12 protein-coding genes and 3 tRNA genes are annotated in these 15,887 nt (G+C 55.9%); 6 read left to right on the forward strand and 9 right to left on the reverse strand.

Features of this window, described 5'->3' with window-relative positions:
- Together E0L13_RS01385 and E0L13_RS01390 are read right to left on the reverse strand one after the other, a co-directional pair.
- A complete protein-coding gene (locus tag E0L13_RS01385; RefSeq protein ID WP_168059754.1) occupies positions 1-1,530 on the reverse strand; it encodes a cobyric acid synthase in 1,530 nt (509 codons plus the stop codon).
- A 63-nt stretch (positions 1,531-1,593) separates the two neighbouring features.
- The gene (locus tag E0L13_RS01390; protein ID WP_168059756.1) at positions 1,594-4,113 is read right to left on the reverse strand and encodes an excinuclease ABC subunit UvrA; all 2,520 of its coding nucleotides are present in this window, start codon (positions 4,111-4,113) and stop codon (positions 1,594-1,596) included.
- Positions 4,114-4,324: 211 nt separating this feature from the next.
- Here E0L13_RS01390 and E0L13_RS01395 point away from each other — a divergent pair, with 211 nt between their 5' ends.
- The 4 genes from E0L13_RS01395 (at position 4,325) to E0L13_RS01410 (ending at position 5,876) form a co-directional block, all read left to right on the forward strand.
- Positions 4,325-5,428, forward strand: coding sequence for an NADH-dependent flavin oxidoreductase (locus E0L13_RS01395; RefSeq protein ID WP_168059758.1), 1,104 nt, complete (start codon positions 4,325-4,327; stop codon positions 5,426-5,428).
- 199 nt (positions 5,429-5,627) lie between these two features.
- Positions 5,628-5,704, forward strand: a tRNA-Pro gene (locus tag E0L13_RS01400).
- 11 nt (positions 5,705-5,715) lie between these two features.
- Positions 5,716-5,789, forward strand: a tRNA-Gly gene (locus tag E0L13_RS01405).
- A 10-nt stretch (positions 5,790-5,799) separates the two neighbouring features.
- A tRNA-Arg gene (locus E0L13_RS01410) sits at positions 5,800-5,876 on the forward strand.
- Positions 5,877-5,964: 88 nt separating this feature from the next.
- On the opposite strand, the gene E0L13_RS01415 is transcribed toward E0L13_RS01410, so the two are convergent.
- Positions 5,965-6,783: a MerR family transcriptional regulator gene (locus tag E0L13_RS01415; RefSeq protein WP_154877741.1), complete on the reverse strand. Its 819-nt coding sequence runs from the start codon at positions 6,781-6,783 to the stop codon at positions 5,965-5,967.
- Between the two features lie 100 nt (positions 6,784-6,883).
- Between E0L13_RS01415 and E0L13_RS01420 the strand changes: the two genes are divergently transcribed.
- Complete coding sequence (locus E0L13_RS01420) at positions 6,884-7,252, forward strand: multidrug efflux SMR transporter (RefSeq protein WP_198947357.1); 369 nt, start codon at positions 6,884-6,886, stop codon at positions 7,250-7,252.
- Positions 7,242-7,568, forward strand: a complete 327-nt coding sequence (locus tag E0L13_RS01425; protein WP_087477351.1) for an SMR family transporter — start codon at positions 7,242-7,244, stop codon at positions 7,566-7,568. The genes E0L13_RS01420 and E0L13_RS01425 overlap by 11 nt, the downstream gene beginning before the upstream one ends.
- A 65-nt stretch (positions 7,569-7,633) precedes the next feature.
- Here the strand turns inward: E0L13_RS01425 and E0L13_RS01430 are convergent, their stop codons facing one another.
- The 6 genes from E0L13_RS01430 to E0L13_RS01455 form a co-directional block, all read right to left on the reverse strand.
- Entirely contained in the window at positions 7,634-8,617 is a 984-nt protein-coding gene (locus E0L13_RS01430; RefSeq protein ID WP_168059760.1) for a P1 family peptidase, read from the reverse strand.
- A 64-nt stretch (positions 8,618-8,681) separates the two neighbouring features.
- Positions 8,682-9,206 carry a dCTP deaminase gene (gene dcd, locus E0L13_RS01435; RefSeq protein ID WP_168059762.1) on the reverse strand — a complete coding sequence of 175 codons (525 nt, stop codon included), beginning with the start codon at positions 9,204-9,206 and terminating at the stop codon, positions 8,682-8,684.
- A gap of 98 nt (positions 9,207-9,304) precedes the next feature.
- A complete protein-coding gene (locus E0L13_RS01440) occupies positions 9,305-10,591 on the reverse strand; it encodes a tetratricopeptide repeat protein (RefSeq protein ID WP_168059764.1) in 1,287 nt (428 codons plus the stop codon).
- Positions 10,592-10,662: 71 nt separating this feature from the next.
- Positions 10,663-12,801, reverse strand: coding sequence for a DNA topoisomerase III (locus tag E0L13_RS01445; RefSeq protein WP_168059766.1), 2,139 nt, complete (start codon positions 12,799-12,801; stop codon positions 10,663-10,665).
- A 42-nt stretch (positions 12,802-12,843) separates the two neighbouring features.
- Entirely contained in the window at positions 12,844-14,493 is a 1,650-nt protein-coding gene (locus tag E0L13_RS01450; protein WP_168059768.1) for an AAA family ATPase, read from the reverse strand.
- Positions 14,494-14,638: 145 nt separating this feature from the next.
- Positions 14,639-15,886, reverse strand: a complete 1,248-nt coding sequence (locus E0L13_RS01455) for an NADP-dependent malic enzyme (RefSeq protein ID WP_239386291.1) — start codon at positions 15,884-15,886, stop codon at positions 14,639-14,641.
- Position 15,887 lies beyond the last annotated feature (1 nt).

Here is a 15,887-nt window from a genome sequence, read left to right on the forward strand (position 1 = left end):
TCAGTCCCTCCCAGCCATGATGCGCCGCAGCGTATCCATGTCTAAATGCGCGCGGACGACGGCAGCCAGCCGGTCGTAGCTCTTCTGCTTTTCCGCCCGGAAATTCCGCCGCACCGCTAAGGGCTGCAGTCCCTTCTGCCGCCGCAGGCAGTTGAGGAAATCCCGGCGGAAGGCGTCGTTGTCAAATATACCATGCATATACGTCCCCCAAACCAAGCCGTCGCGTCGCGCCGTGCCGTGCACGACATGGCAGGCCTGCTGAGACCGCTCCGTCACAACGATGGGGTGAAGCAGCCCTGCTTCGGTATCAGCCGTATGGCCCATATGGATTTCATAGCCTTCCAGCCCTTCCGCCGACAGCACCTGCCCTAAAAACGGCAGGCCGCAGCATTCGCCTTTGACCTGGGCCAAGGTCTTTCCGGCTGTAAAGGTCGTTTCTATGGGTAGCAAATCCAATCCTCCTATGCCTTCCGTCGACGACTCCGTATGCTCCGGGTCATAAATATACCGACCCAGCATCTGATATCCGCCGCAGATGCCGACGACGGGCGCGCCTGCTGACAGCACCTGGTAAAGGGATGACGCCATGCCGCTGTCTTGCAGCCAGGCCATATCCTCAATGGTATTCTTGCTTCCCGGGAGGATGACGACGTCGGGACGGCCCAGATCGGCCGCCTCGCGGACATAGCGCAGAGATACGTCCCCTTCGCCTTGAAGACTGTCAAAATCGGTAAAGTTGGAAATCTTCGGCAGGCGGATTACGGCAATATCCAGATCGCCTTCCTGTCTATCTGCTGGCTTATCCTCCAATGACACCGAGTCTTCGTCGTCAATGTTTAAATTTTCTATATAGGGAATGACGCCTAAGACGGGTTTGCCGGTCTTCTTCTCCAAAAAGTCTACGGCCGGGGCAAATAAGGATACGTCGCCGCGGAATTTATTGACGATGAGCCCCTTGACCAAATCCCGTTCGTCTTCCTCCAATAATGCGAGCGTACCTACCAAGGCTGCCAGCGAACCGCCCCGGTCGACGTCGGCTACGAGAAGGACCGGCGCATGCAGATATTTAGCTACGCGCATATTTACGATATCGTATGGTTTCAAATTTACTTCCGCCGGACTGCCGGCCCCTTCGATGACCAGAGTGTCATAGGCCTTTGTCAGGCGCGACAAGGCGTTCTGTACTGCCGAAAAGGCCTCCAAGGCATATCCATTATGGTATTCCTTAGCGGACATATTGCCTACGGACAGGCCGTCGATGATAACCTGGGAGCAGGAGTTTCCCGTAGGCTTGAGCAGGACAGGATTCATATCGACAGCCGGCTCCAATCCTGCCGCTTCGGCCTGCGCCACCTGGGCCCGGCCCATTTCCCGGCCGTCAGCCGTCACATAGGAGTTCAGCGCCATGTTTTGCGCCTTAAAAGGGACGACGCTCTTTCCTTCCTGCAGAAAAATGCGGCATAGTGCCGCGGCTAATACGCTCTTGCCGACATGGGAACTCGTCCCCTGCAGCATAATATATTCGGCCATGCCGTCATGCTCCTTTCCAATTTCATATCTATAACTTCATCGGCTTACCATTCGCCGCTCTGATTATAGCAAAGGGCGAAGATATCGTCCAGTCGCGCTCTGCGGAGCCGCCGCGATGTCTCCTGGCGTCCCTGCCGCTACAATGCGGCCGCCCTGCGCACCGCCGCCGGGACCCATGTCGATGATATAGTCGGCGTTGGCAATCATGTCCAGGTCGTGTTCGATGACGATTACTGTCGCTCCCTGGTCGATGAGGCGCTGAAAAATCGCAATGAGGCTGCGCACGTCCAAGGGATGCAAGCCAATCGTCGGCTCGTCAAAGACAAAGAGCGCCTCGTCCTGTCCCCTGCCGATTTCGGCGGCCAGCTTCAGCCGCTGGGCTTCACCGCCCGATAAGGCCGGCGTCGCTTCGCCGAGGGTCAAGTACCCTAGTCCTAAATCCACTAATGTCTGCAAGCGGTCGCGGACTTTTTTCACGTTCTTTACGGCTTCCAAAGCCTGTTCCACTGTCAGTGCAATCAATTCCGGCAGAGACAGCCCTTGGCCGCCGTCCTTTGCCGGACGTCTAATGGCTGCGGCTTCTTTGCCGTAACGCGAGCCGCCGCAGGCCGGGCAAGTCACAGCCACGTCGGGCAAAAACTGCACGTCCATCGTAATCTGTCCCGTGCCGTCGCAGGCCGGGCAGCGCAGCGAGCCCGTATTGTAAGAAAAGTCCTTCATGCCATAGCCCTTTTCCTTCGCTGCCGGCAGGGCCGCATAGACCCGGCGCAGGTCGTCCAGGACGTTGCTGTACGTCGCTACTGTCGAGCGGACATTTGCGCCGATCGGCGCGGCATCGATCAGGTGGACCCTTCGTATGCCGCCGCCTTCTATGGCCAGGACATGTCCTGGCAGAGGCTGCCCGTCGGCCTGACGCTGTAGCGCCGGTATCAGGCTTTCCAAAATCAGCGTCGTCTTGCCCGATCCGGACACGCCGGTCACAGCGACTAGCCTTCCTTTGGGCAGCGCGACGTCTAACGGCTGAACCGTGTGAATCGGCCCGGAAACCATGCGTATCGTTCCATGATCAAACATCGTTTCTTTATCAGCCCGCCGGCGCACAACTGGCGAGCCGCTCCCTGCAAGAAAGGGCCCGATGCGCGACGACGGATTCAGAGCTACGTCCTGCACCGTACCGGCGCAGACGAGGCGGCCGCCGTGCGCTCCGGCTCCAGGGCCCATTTCTATGAGCCAGTCCGCCGCTTTCAGGACCTGCAGGTCGTGGTCTACGAGGACGACGGAGTTTCCATGTGCAGTCAGATCGCCCAGCATCCCCAGAAGGCCGTCGACGTTAGCCGGATGAAGACCGATAGACGGCTCGTCCAGCACGTACAGCACGCCTGTCGTACGGTTCCGAACAGCCCGGGCCAGCTGGACGCGCTGACGCTCGCCGGTAGACAACGTCGCGCCGGCCCGGTCGATAGACAAGTATCCCAGACCTAATTCCACAAGGCGCTTCGCCGTATGGAGAAATTGAGCCGCTATACTGTCAGCCATGTCTCGCAGCGATTCGGGCATAGCCGCCGGTACGGCCTGGACCCACGGGATAAGGACATCCAGCGTCATCGCCGAGGCCTCACCCAAATCCAATCCGCAGAGGCGCGTCGACCGGGCCCGCTCGCTAAGGCGGGTGCCGCCGCAGTCGGGGCAGACGTCCTGCTTTAAAAATTTTTCTACGCGCTTCATACCCTTGTCGTCCTTGACCTTCGCCAATGCATTTTCTACGGTATACACGGCATTGTAATAGGTAAAGTCCAGTTCGCCGGCCTGGTTGCTGCTCTTCGCCTTATAAAAGATGTGCTTTTTAACTGCCGGGCCGTGAAAGACGATGTCCCGTTCCCTATCGGTCAGTTCCGAAAAGGGCACGTCTGTACGGACGCCCATAGCCCGGCATACGTCGGTCATAAGGGACCACATGAGAGAATTCCACGGCGCGACAGCTCCCTCGTCGATGGACAAGGATTCGTCGGGAACCAGCGACGCCTCGTCGACAGTCCGCACGATACCCGTGCCACCGCAGGTCCTGCAGGCTCCGCCGCTGTTGAAAGAAAAATCCTCCGCCGCTGGACCGTCAAATGCAACGCCGCATACAGGACAAACGAGCCTTTTCCCCATAGCCACGGCAGCCGACGGCTCTAAATAGTGGCCGTTGGGACAACGATGACTGCCGAGACGGGAAAACAACAGCCGCAGGCTGTTCAGCAGTTCCGTCGCCGTGCCGAAGGTACTGCGGATACCCGGCACGGCCGGCCGCTGATGAAGTGCTAAGGCCGCCGGCACGTTTTCAATGCTGTCGATCTTCGCTTCCGCCGCCTGGGTCATGCGCCGCCTCGTATAGGCTGACAAGGCTTCCAAATACCGCCGCGACCCTTCGGCATACAATACGCCCAAGGCCAACGACGATTTCCCTGAGCCGGATACGCCGGCTATGGCTACCAACTTCCCCAAAGGGATGTCTATATCGAGATTTTTTAAATTATGGACTCGCGCGCCCCGTATCTGAATGCAGTCGGGCGCCGCTCCCCTGCGTTTATTCTGTTCCATACCGTACAGCTATGCCTCCTTCGCCGACGACAACAAGATTCGGTGTTCTTCTTATTGTATCATTGATTGCTTCTGATTTCACTATGACAATGACGGTGCCTTTTATGACGAACTGTATCGATACTATTTGCATCGTCTCCGTTTCATGATATAATGGCCCTATAAATTTATACTTTTTTAATCAACTTATATGGTATAGAGAGGTGATACGATGCGTTCATTCCACGATACACTGACGCTGCCCAACGGCGTTGTGCTGAAAAACCGTTTGGCCATTGCTCCGCTTACAGTCTGCCTCAGCGACCCCCACGGCTATGTCACGCCGCAGGAAGTCGACTATTACGCCTCCCGTACAGGCGAGGTGGGGATGTACATTACAGGCTGCTCCTACATCCAGCCGAACGGCCGCGGCTGGCTCGGCGAAGAAGCCATTTACGACGATTCGTTTATTCCCGGCCTGTCCAAGATGGCTTCTGCAATCAAACGAAACGGCACTAAGGCGATCATGCAGATCTTCCACGCCGGCCGCATGGCTGAAGAAGACGCTATTTTCGGCTATGATTTAGTATCGGCCGGCGACGTCGCCGCGCCCTTGAAAGGATACCGTACGCCCCGTCCCTTGACTGATGCAGAAATCGCCGAAGTCATTGCAAATTTCAAAGGCGCCGCCGTCCGCGCGATGAAAGCCGGCTTTGACGGCGTAGAAATCCACGGGGCCAATAACTATCTCATCCATCAGTTTTTCTCTCCCCATTCCAACAATCGGACCGACTGCTGGGGCGGCTCGCTGGAAAACCGCGCCGCCTTTCCCCTGGCCGTCGCCGACGCCGTCTTAGACGCAGTCCGAGAAATGGGAGCCAAAGATTTTATCGTTGGCTATCGCCTGTCTCCGCGCGAGCAATGGACGCCGGGCATTGCCCTCGGCGATACGCTGTACCTCGTAGACAAGCTCGCCTCTTTGAAGCTGGATTACCTGCATATTTCCCAAAGCCATATTACCAGCACGGCCGCCGAGCCGGAATACTGCGGCAAGCCGATTCTCGCGCATATTGACGAAACCGTCCGCGGCCGGCTGCCCATCATTTCCGTCGGCAACATCCAGACCCGCAGCGACGTACAGCAGGCCCTCGAACACTCGGACATCGCCGCCGTCGGCGGTTCCGCCCTAATCGACCCGAACTGGGCTGCGAAGCTTTTAAACGGGCACGACGAAGCAATCCGTACCAAGCTAGCGCCGGAAGACAGGGAGATCCTGAAAATTTCTCCGCTGGCATTTAAGATTCTCTCCAGTCGCGCGCCGGAACGCATTTTATAAACAGTACAAGAAACGCCCGCCGCAGTACTGCCGAGCGCTGCGTCATACCGTCTCGTTCATCACGTAATATACAGCCCGACGAGCTCAACCTCGCCGGGCTATGATTTTATAACAGCTAGTACCTGACATGATAGTTCTCGTCTTTGTGAAAAAATAATTTGACAAATCTACTCATTCACGATATAATATTTTTCGTTGGCGGGGCATAGCGCAGTTTGGTAGCGCACCTGGCTTGGGACCAGGGGGTCGCAGGTTCAAATCCTGCTGCTCCGACCATATCGCAGCATGCGGGTGTAGCTCAATGGTAGAGCGCCAGCCTTCCAAGCTGGTTACGTGGGTTCGATTCCCATCACCCGCTCCATTTTCGTTATGACTCAGTAGCTCAGCTGGATAGAGCAACAGCCTTCTAAGCTGTGGGTCTAGAGTTCGAATCTCTACTGGGTCACCAATATAAGAAAGCATGAGATACGCATCGTCGTCCTCATGCTTTCTTTTTTTTGTCTGCAAAAGTCAATAGCTTTCTTCGTATACATCGCTCAGGTCACAGGCTCTACCTGCCCTTCAATTCGCAGCAAATAGTTTTCGTCGTCTTTTTCCGTCAAATAATTGAGCATATCCTCTTCATATATCTTGCCGCACAGCCTGTATCCCAGGGCTTGCACCTCGTTGACAAACTGCCGATACGCTTCGGGCAGCATGTCATACGAGTCCTGTATGTATTTGACGGCGTACAAGCCGGCCGGCTTGACGTGGCAGTGCCTGCTTCGGACGGGCTTGTCGATTTTAGAGCAATAATACTGCGTGTAATAGGTCTGATCTGCAATCGCTTGTTCCCCGATGATTTCGCCGATTGTAAAGGTGTTGTACGTACGGTGGGCGTTGCAGTATTTGAAGTGTTCGCTGATTGCCTCTACGACGGACTTTTCATCCTGCTTCCGCTGGCCGTCCGTAATGATAAAGTATTCTTCCTCTTTTTCTACAAACTGAATAGTGTCGATAGGAACATGCAGGGACTGTTTCGTAGTCTCTATGGTATTTTTTAAAATACGCCGCAAGCGTTTCAATCGTTCAATTTCCGCCGCAAGGGCTTTGTCCTGCTCTTTGAGCATCTGCAAAAACTCCGTCGTATTCCGCCGTTCAATATACGCTTTGATTTCATGTAAGGTCAGCCCTACTTCTTTGAGCACGCTGATTAAATCGAACGTATCCAGCTGATACAGGCCGTAGAGACGATAGCCGTTCTCGCCGACCCGGGCCGGTTTGAGCAGGCCGATGTCGTCATAGTGAAACAGCGTATCCTTTGTCACGCCGCACAAGCTGGCAAATTCTCCTGTTTTCAGGTATTTTTTTGACATAAAACTCACCTCTTGACTATGGTGCTGCACCATACTTTATACTTAGTATAGCCAATGGAACTAGAAAAGGCAACAGGATAACAGAAAGGATGTTTTATCTATGAAGCACACTGCAGCATATTGTTGGTTTATGTTGTTTTTAGCGATTATGCTGGAGCTGACGGGCACGTCGTCGATGAAATACTTTACCATGCAGGGCGGTTCCGAAGGCTATATTACGATGATTTCTTGTATGTTATTGTCTTATTTCGTCCTCAGTAAAGCCGTCGTCCGCATCCCCATCAGCCTGGCTTATGCCGTATGGGAAGGCGTCGGCCTCGTCGGCACAGTATGCATTGCCTGGTCCGTATTTCACGAACCCATGCCGCCGCTGAAACTATTAGGATTTTTTGTCATTTTATCAGGACTCGCCATGATTAAACTGGGCACGTCCCTGCCGGAAAAGGAGGCTGCTTCTCATGACAGTTAATCTTTTGGGCATACTGCTCCTCGTCGGCGCCGTCGGGTTAGACCTGTGCGCCAATATTTGTCTGAAAAAGTCGAATGGATTTACGCAAAAGCGGTACGGCATAGCCGCTCTCTCCTTCGTCGTCTTGTCATTCTTCTGCCTGGCTCATCTCATCCGCATCATGGATTTGAGCATCGCCTACGCCATGTTCGGCGCCCTGGGCCTGATTCTGACGACGACTGTAGACGCCCGCTTCTTCGGCCTGCGCATACGTCCTCTGGGCATATGCGGCGTAGCGACGATGATTGCCGGCGTCGTATTAATCAAACTCATATAAAACGCAAAAACGGATTTACCTGCAGCCTGGCGAATCAGACGCCTGCATGGTAAATCCGTTTTTTATTAATAGGTAGTTAAGCTTTTAGCCGCCGGAACGCCGTATGCCTGTTCCGCCGTCAATACGGCGCGGCGTACGGCTTGTTCTACGACGTAAGCGGCAATCGTCCCCGTCGTGCTGACATCGGCTTCTACGTCGCCGACGCTCAGGGCGTACAAGGAATCGCCGTCAGCTGTCGTGTTGACCGGCCGGATCGTCCGCACAAAGCCGTTACTGGCCAAAGCGGCGATTTTTTTCATGTGACTTTTATCGAACTTGCCGTTCGTAACGACGGCGCCGATCGTCGTATTGGTCGTACCGGCCGCCGCCCGCAGGGAAAAGAGCGTATCGTGCATGCCGTATTCTTCCAGCATGACGCGGCGCGTATCGGCAAATCCCGTGCCGTCGTCGTTCAGCATGCCGGCGATGATTTTATTATGTTCATCCAATACGTCGCCGACGGCGTTGACGACGACGACAGCGCCGACCTTCAGCTCGCCGACCTGGACGGCGTATACGCCGAGGCCAGACTTCATCATGCCTTTAGGGCCGCAGAGCTTGCCCACTGTCGCGCCGGTTCCTGCGCCGTAATTGCCTTCCTGAATCACATGTTTTTCCGATGCGACGCAGGCCGCATAGCCCATAGCCGCATCGGGACGGACGTTGTCTCCGCATCCCAGGTCAAAAATGCACGACGCTACGACGAGAGGCACATTGCAGATGCCCGTCGGAAAGCCGATGCCCTTTTCTTCCAAATACTGCATGACCCCGCCGGCGGCGTTCAAACCGAAGGCGCTGCCGCCGCTTAACAGTACGGCATGAATTCTCTCCGCTGCCGCCGTCGGATTGAGGAGCTCCGACTCCCGGCTGGCCGGCCCGCCGCCGCGAATATCGACGCCGCAGGGCGCGCCGTCAGGAAATATGAGGACAGTACAGCCCGTGCCGCCCTGCTCATCCTGGGCGCTGCCGATGCGAAATCCCTGAATATCCTGCAATGCAATTTCTTTCATAGCCTTTCTCCTTTCGCAAAAAAGCATATCTGCGCGCAGACATGCTTTATATCCTTTGCTTATATTATTTCTTCTGGAAATCCTTCCACAGCATGCTCGGCTGAATGCCTGAATTGTTCTGGTATTTGCCGTGCTGATATGTATCGTACTCGCCGTCGATGTCGTGGTAGTAAATCTGGCAGATTTCCACGTTGGGATAAATTCGGATCGGCTGGACGCAGAAGATTTCCAGCGTCCAGTAGCCGGCAAAGCCGACGTCGCCGAAGCCTGCCGTCACGTGGATGAACACGCCCAGACGGCCGACAGACGAGCGGCCTTCCAGCATGGGAATATAGCCGTCGGTCTTCGTATACTCGTTCGTCCGTCCCAGATACAGCTTATTCGGCTGCAAGACGTAGCCGTCTTCGGGAATGTCGATAATCGAGGCTGGATTGGGCTTGGCCATGTCCAGTTCGTAGTCATCATATACCATCAGCTGATTATATAACGATAAATTATAGCTGTTCGGATTAACCCGTTTGGGATGAAAGGGCGTAATGATAATTTCCTTACCCAAATGCTTTACGATTTCCTTGCCTGATAAAATCATGTTGTGCTTTCACCTTTCCATATGGTATACCAAAATTATATACCAAAACAGGCTGCGTCGCCATACAAAACGAGAAAGTATATGCGAAAAATTCATCGTCAGAACAGGCTTTCTTTTTTCCGGATGTCGACGGCCCGCCGCGATGCCCTGCCGCCGAAGCGGTCCCGGCCGACTTCGACGAAAAAGGTGACGTACGTCCCCGCCTCGGCGTCCAGCCCCAGGAGGGCGTCACGTTTAAAATAATAGGACGGCCCGCCGTATTCCTTGATAAACCCGGCCCGTCCCCCCGGCAAAACGGCCGAGATAAAGCCCTGCTTTTCTTCTTCCCCGTCGTGCCGGCACCGTATCCAGAATGCCTGCAGCGAACGAAGCAACTCCGCCTTACGGGGAACCTGCCCTTCATACGTCGCGGCCTGCCTGCGCAGAGCCTCCGGAACGAACCAGCCTTTTTCCAGCCGGATGCGCAGAGCCAAGGCATAGTGCCGTGCCCGCTCCGTCCGCAAGTCCTCCTGCCCCGCCAGGGAATCGGCAAATTCAGCGAGGAACTGAACTTTATCGGCCATATCTCCCGGCAGGAGCAGGGCTGCTGCGCCGTATGTTTTCATCTTCCGCAGGCTTTTCTGCGCCTGCCCTGCGTAAAACAGCCCGCGGTATATAATCCAATGCTGCTTATACTGCAAAAGGGCGGAAAACTCTCTTTCCGCACCGCCTATGTCGCCGAGGCGAAGGCGGCATAGGGCGATGCGATATTTGAACCAGATATCATTGTCATAGTGAAAGTCCGTAAAAATACGCAGCCCCTCTTCACAGACAGCAATGCAGGCGTCATATTCCCCCTTCTTGACCAATACGCCGCTCTTCAGAGCATACCACCGCTCGCGGTACGACGCGCCGCTCAGCCATTCGCCGTCTTTGACGTACTCCTGCGGCTGCAAAGACAACCTGTTAGGATTAAGGAGAGTCAGCCAGGAGTCTATCTCTTCAGCGGTAGCTTTTTTCTGCCGGCGCAGCACGTCGATCATCTTCCAGACGGCCCGTTCATAAGGGGATTGAGCCGTTTGCTCGGTATACTTGACGATGGCCTCAACGGCCCGTCGGAAATCGTCTTCGTCAGACTGTCCGGGTATAAAAGGACGCACGTACAGATGATACAGGCACCAGCCGTATACATCCCGGATTTGTGTGAAGCCGGGAAAGGCTATGATGCACCGGCGGGAAATCTCCCGTCCTTCGGCATACTCTCTCAGTTTGCTCAGGCTGTAGGCGTAGTAGTAATAGTCCCACGGCCCCCATGCATCCATTGCGGCAATTTGCCGGGCATACATAGCCGCTGCCTGGTCGTATTTCTGCTGGCGGCACCAACGCCGGGCCTGCGCTGTATCCATCCTTCACCCCTCCTCTCCTCTGCTGTACTATACGGCACAGACGCTTACACCGTACGCCGTCCCCGACAGGTTTATTTTTCGGACGAGGCAGCATAAATGCTGGGAACGCCGTCTACGTCGGCACAGGTCGTACGGCAGCCTTCCTTACTGCAGGCCCAAAACGGCCCGTATGGGCCGCTGCGGCGGACAAAGATTCCTTCCTTGCAGCGCGGACAAACATAAGATTCCCCGTCGCCTGCCGCCGACGCAGGCGGCACGTCGATGCGCTCCGTATGGCGGCATTTGGGATAGTTGGTACAGCCCCAGAAATCGCCGTACTTTCCATGGCGGCGTACCATAGCGCCGCCGCATTGAGGACACACGCGCCCTTCCTTTGGCTGCGGCGTTCCGTCATTGTTCTGGGCTGCCGCAATGAGCTTGCGCAAAAATAATTCCTGGGCGCTGAGAAAGTCGGCTAGGCTGTCCTTTCCCAGGCTCATCTGGTACAGCCGTTCTTCCCAAACAGCCGTTTCATCGGGATACAGCAGCTCGTCCGGCAGGGAATCGACGAGAAGATAGGCCATATCCGTCGGTTTCAGGTACTTCTTTTTCCCTTCTTCGACTAAAAATTTCCGCTCGATGAGCTCGCCGATAATCGTGGCCCGCGTCGCTTCCGTACCGATGCCCTGCACTTCTTTAAGCTTTTTCTTCAGCGAATCGTCCTTGACGTATTTATAAATTTCCTTCATAGCCTGAAGGAGCGTCGACGAAGTAAACCGCGGCGGCGCCTTCGTAGCTTTCTCTTCGACCTTGCCGCGGCGGAACTGGACGCCGTCTCCCTTGCGGACCGGCGGCAGCTCTCCTTTTTCGTCTTCGTCGTCCGTATCGGACTGATACAGCTCTTTCCAGCCCAATACGACGACGGTCTTGCCGTGAGCGACGAACTGCTCGCCGGCGGCTTCGACGACGACGCGGTTCTGTATATATTCGTGGACAGGATAAAACTGTGCCATATAGGCCTGGGCAATGAGGAAATAGATATTTCGCTGAACTGCCGTCAGCTTATCGTACGGACAGGGCACCGTCGTCGGGATAATCGCATGGTGCGCCGTAATCTTGCCGTCATTCCAAGCCCGACTCTTGATGCTGCCGTCGGCCTGCCCGGCCCATTGGGACAAGGTTTTATCTGAAATTCGGCCTAAATTAGCTAAAATAGCCGGCACGTCCTTGCGCTGATTCAGAGGCAGGTACTCGCAGTCCGAACGGGGATAGGTCGTCAGCTTGCGCTCGTACAGCTGCTGGGCCGCGTCTAATACCTGCTGGGGGCTGTAGCCGTAGCGTTTTCCTGCCAGCACCTGTAAGGACGACAAGGACAAGGGGAGCCGCTGGGCTTCCTTCTTTTTCGTCTTCTTCCCTTCGGCAATCGTTCCGTCAGGCTGAGCCCGCAGCCTGTCCAAGATCGCTTCGGCTGTCTTACAGTCGACGCAGCGCCCTTCCGAATCGAGGCCGGCCTGCGTATCGCCAGGCTGCCACTGAGCCGTGATAACGCCCTTGGCATGATCGAACTGCGCCTTGACGACGTAATAGGTCACGGGCTTGAAATTGTCGATTTCCCGCTGGCGGCGGACGACTAAGGCCAGCGTCGGCGTCTTGACCCGGCCGATGGGAAATACGACGCGGTGCCCCTGCCGGCGGGCGGCCAGCGTATAGGCCCGCGACAGGTTCATGCCGATGAGCCAGTCGGCGCGGCTGCGGGCCAAAGCTGATTCCTTGAGATGAGAAAAATCGCCGTTATCCCGCAAATCATGAAGGGCTTCACCGATGCTCTTTTCGTCGAGGGCATTTAAAAGGATGCGCTCGACGCGCTTCGTATTGCCTACATAATCGAGTATTTCGTCAATCAGAAGCTGCCCTTCCCTGTCAGGGTCGCCGGCATGGACGATGGAGTCGGCGTCGCCGATGAGGCGGCAGATGACGTCGAACTGCTCCCTGCTGTTCGGGCTGACGAGCAGCTTCCAATGCTCTGGAATAATGGGCAAATCGGCGTCCTTCCACTGCTTGTATTGCCGATTATAATCCTGCGGCTCCGCCTGCTGCAGCATGTGGCCGTAGGCCCAGGTGACGATGCCGCCGCCCGTACGGATAAAGCCCTTTTCCTGCCGCTGCGGCTGCGGGAGGCATTTTGCCAGTTCCCTGGCCATGCTGGGCTTCTCTGCGATAAACAATTTCATACTATACGATAACTCCTGCTCTAATGTCTGCTGCAAGGCAGCTTATACTTTTGCCAGTTTGCCGGCCTCTTCGATGACCTTGACAAAGGCCCTGGGGATTTCCTGGCTGCGCAGGGACTGCCCCAGGAGCCGGCCTAGGATGACGCCCTTGTTGCTGTACAGCCAGGCAAAATAATAGATGTACAGGGCCTTGATATTGCGGGCGTTGACGTTGCCCAGCATGCGCGGCGGATAGTCGTGGAAATTGACGTCCAGCTTGCGGCAGGCCTTTTTAATCATGTCCGACGTGGCCCGGCCGTGCTCGCCGGCTACGGTATTGATGATGCGGTCCAGCTCGCGGCGGCGGCCCATGTCGATCATCGTCTTGGCCAAATCCATTTCAAAGCAAATTTCGTCGGTAAAGAACACGCCCGTCTCGCCCTTATGGCCGCCCTTTACGTCGGCGTCGTATAAGGCGACGGTGGGAATCTTGAAGTATTCCAGAAGCTTCTTTATCTTTGAAATCGAGCTTTCGCCGCGGGCGTTGATGAGGCAGATGCCGTAGTAGTCAAAGGGCAGCCCCAGCGTCGTGCCGAACAGCTGGAAGCAGCCGAACTCCGTTTCCCCTTCGACGACGAGGACGCTCCGCGAATACAAGGCCTCCTTCACTTCGGGGAAATGCATGATCAGGTGCTTCTCGATTTCCTCGCTGAAATGAAAGGTCGCTCCGCAGGCCGCGCAGACCTGACCGGCGTCGCCGCGGTACAGGCGGACGATATTGCGGTAATCGTCGACGAGGGCGTCTGTCGAGTGCGTGACGATGAACAGCTGCCCCCGCAGGCCGTCGATGCCGAACAAATCCTTCAGGAGCTCGCAGAAGCGGGAATCACCGTTGCTCAGGAGCTGCTTGTAATAATTTAAAATAGACCGCTGCATGTATGGATGGAGGTGCACCTCCGGCTCGTCGATAGATACGACGAGAGGCAAATAGCGCCGCCCCTTGCCGTCGATAATCAGGCTCTGCTCCAGGGGCATGGCCTTGCTTCGGGACATGATGAAAATCTGCGTGAGGATACGCAGGGCGACGAGGGAAATAAACTTCATGTTGTCGGCTGTCGAGCGATCCTGGCGGCTCAGGATGCGGGACAAGAGGAAGATATTGACAAAATACGACGAGTCGAGGCTGCCTACCTGCACTTCATGATGGATAAAGGCCTGCGTATCTTCGTCCAGCCCGTCGTCATGGGAATGCTCCCACTGATACAGCCGCCGTTCCAACGCGCGGTATACCGTTGCCGGCACTTTGAGTTCTTCCGGGTCGACGACGGAATTGGGCAGATAATGGATGCAGCGTATCAGGTCGAGAGGCAGTTCTTCGTTTCTCTCTGCATCGTACAGCCGCGGGTAGATTTCTTCCACCCGCTTTTCCAGGCGCACCGTCATCGTCTCCCGCCGCTCGTCGGGAAAGGCGGCAAAGTATTCGTTCTGATTTCGCAGCAAATGCATTTCCAGCGTGACAATAATCGGCTTTTCCGGGTCGGCGTAATCGTCTTCCCTGATGCCGAAGCCTTCGCTCATAACCGACAGCAGGCGCAGAAACCCGCTTTTGCCGATAGCGTTTTCACCGACGAGATAGTTGGCCTTTTCATGAAAGGTCATTTCCACGTCTGTCAAGTTTCGATAATTTTCAATATGCATGTAATGGATATGCACAATATCACCGCCTGTATAGAATCCGTTCGCAACATACCGTAATAGTATAATATTCGACGCAGGCGTCTTGTGTCCCTGCTTTTTTCCGAGCAGAAACGAAAAACACCGGCGTCACTGCCAGATGACGCCGGTGCTTTCATATCTGCTATACTTCCTTCAAAAAGGCTTCGGCCTTTGCCGCTTCCTCTTCATAGGTCAAGGGATTGCCGGCAATGCCTTCTTTCGCCGCCGCCTCGGCAACGGCAGCCGCCACGGCGATGGTGACGCGATGGTCGAAGGCGTCGGGCAGGATGTAGTCTTCCCGCAGACCGTCCTGCTTCGCCACGTCGGCAATGGCTCTCGCCGCCGCCAGCTTCATGCCTTCACTGATATCCGACGCATGGCAGTCGATAGCCCCGCGGAAAATCCCCGGAAATACGAGGACGTTGTTGACCTGATTGGGGAAATCGGACCGGCCCGAGCCGACGACGGACGCGCCGGCAGCCTTCGCTTCGTCGGGATAGATTTCCGGGATGGGATTTGCCATGGCGAAAACGACGTTTTTCTCGGCCATCGAAGCGATCATTTCCTGGGACACGAGGCCGCCGCGGGACACGCCGATAAACACGTCTTTGCCTGCCAGTACATCCTTCAGGCTGCCCTTGGCGTGACGGCGGTTCGTCCGCTTCGCCATGGCGGCCTGAGCCGGATTGAGCGTATCGTCGCCTTCACAGACGGCGCCGTTGATGTCGCAGAGCGTCACGTCTGTAAAACCATATTCCAGCAGCAGATTGGCGATGCTGATGCCGGCTGCGCCGGCGCCGTTGATGACGACCGACGCCGTTTCGGCAGACTTTCCTAAATACTCCAGCGCGTTGATGACGCCGGCCAGGACGATGATGGCCGTGCCGTGCTGATCGTCGTGGAACACGGGGATATTCAGCGTTTCGCGAAGCCGCTTTTCGATTTCAAAGCAGCGCGGGCTGCTGATATCTTCCAGGTTGATCCCGCCAAAGGACGGGCTGGCCAGCTGGACGAAGCGGACAAATTCGTCTACGTCCTGCGTGCCTACGCACAGGGGCACGGCGTTGATGCCGGCAAACTCGCTGAACAGCAGGCACTTCCCTTCCATGACCGGCATGGCCGCATCAGGGCCGATATTCCCCAACCCCAGGACGGCGCTGCCGTCGGTAATGACGGCCACGTCGTTGCCCTTGCCGGTATACGTATAGGCCAGCTCTTTATCCTGGGCGATTTCCAGGCACGGCGCGGCGACGCCGGGCGTATATAAGATGGACAGGGCTTCCTTGGAATCGGCCCGCAATTTGCTGTGAATGGCTAGTTTGCCGTGCAGCTGGGCGTGGACTTCCAAGGCCCGTTTAAATTTTTCATTTTTATCTGTCATATCAGACATG

It is taken from the genome of Megasphaera sp. SW808, from assembly GCF_012027795.1.
GTDB classification, from domain to species: domain Bacteria; phylum Bacillota; class Negativicutes; order Veillonellales; family Megasphaeraceae; genus Megasphaera; species Megasphaera stantonii.